The organism is Microbacterium sp. Bi128 (assembly GCF_918698205.1).
Genome location: NZ_CAKKMM010001640.1, coordinates 1 through 1,053, shown reverse-complemented (window position 1 = coordinate 1,053; position 1,053 = coordinate 1). Strand labels below are relative to the sequence as shown.

The 1,053-nt window shown below is 69.6% G+C and carries 1 protein-coding gene; it reads left to right on the top strand.

Annotated features, from left to right (window positions below; genetic code table 11):
• Nucleotides 1–103 precede the first annotated feature (103 nt).
• A partial coding sequence (locus LQV45_RS35160; protein WP_230012657.1) for a M3 family metallopeptidase occupies nt 104–1,053 on the top strand: 950 nt, incomplete at its 3' end.

The window sequence follows — 1,053 nt, the reverse complement described above, 5'->3', positions numbered from 1 at the left end:
CCTCGCGGTCGTGTTCTCCATGCCGCTCATCCTATGGTGGGCGGCATCACAACACACGGAGCCGATCGTTGAGAAGCGGCCGCCTGCATGAAAGAGTCATTTCATGACCAATCCCCTCCTGAGCCCCAGCACCCTGCCCTATGGACTGCCGCCGTTTGCGGATATCGACGACGCGCACTACGCCGAGGCCGTCGAGGCCGGCCTGGCCGAGCACCTTGCCGAAATCCAGGCCATCGTGGACACCCCGGCGGCCCCGACCTTCGAAAACACGGCCCTCGCCATGGAACGCTCCGGCCGGCTCCTGGACCGGGCCGCCGCGTCCTTCTTCACGCTGGTGTCCGCAGACGCCTCGGACACCATCCGCGACCTCGAGACCCGCCTGTCCCCGCTCTTCGCCGCCCACCAGGACGCCGTCTACCTCAACCGCGGGCTCTACGAGCGCTTCGCGGCGCTGGACGCAACGGTCCTGGACGCGGAGTCCGCCCGGCTCGTCGAGGAATACCTCAAGGAGTTCCGGGCCTCCGGCATCCAGCTCGACGACGCCGGCCAGGAGCGCCTCAGGGACGTCAACGCCGAGCTTTCCCGGCTCGGCACCGAGTTCGGGCAGCGCGTCAAGGAGGGCATGAAGTCCGCTGCCCTGCTGCTGGATGACGCCGCCGACCTCGCGGGCCTGCCCGCCGACGACGTCGCCAGCGCCGCCGAGGCCGCCCGGACCGCCGGGCACGAGGGAAAGTTCCTGCTGACCCTGATCCAGCCGAGCAACCAGCCTGCCATGGCCGCGCTGGCGAACCGGGAAATCCGCCGTCGCCTCTACGAGGCCTCCATCGGCCGCGGCAGCGACGGCGGAAGCTTCGATGTGCTCGACCTGGTCAAGGACATGGTCCGGCTCCGCGCCGAGAAGGGCAGCCTTCTCGGGTTCGCGAACTTCGCCGAACTCAGCGTGGACCGGCAGACGGCACCGGACTTCCAGGCCGTCCAGGCAATGATGAGCCGGCTGGCCCCCGCAGCCGTCCGCAATGCCGACGCAGAGGCCGAGGCGCTGGCCGGGACCGC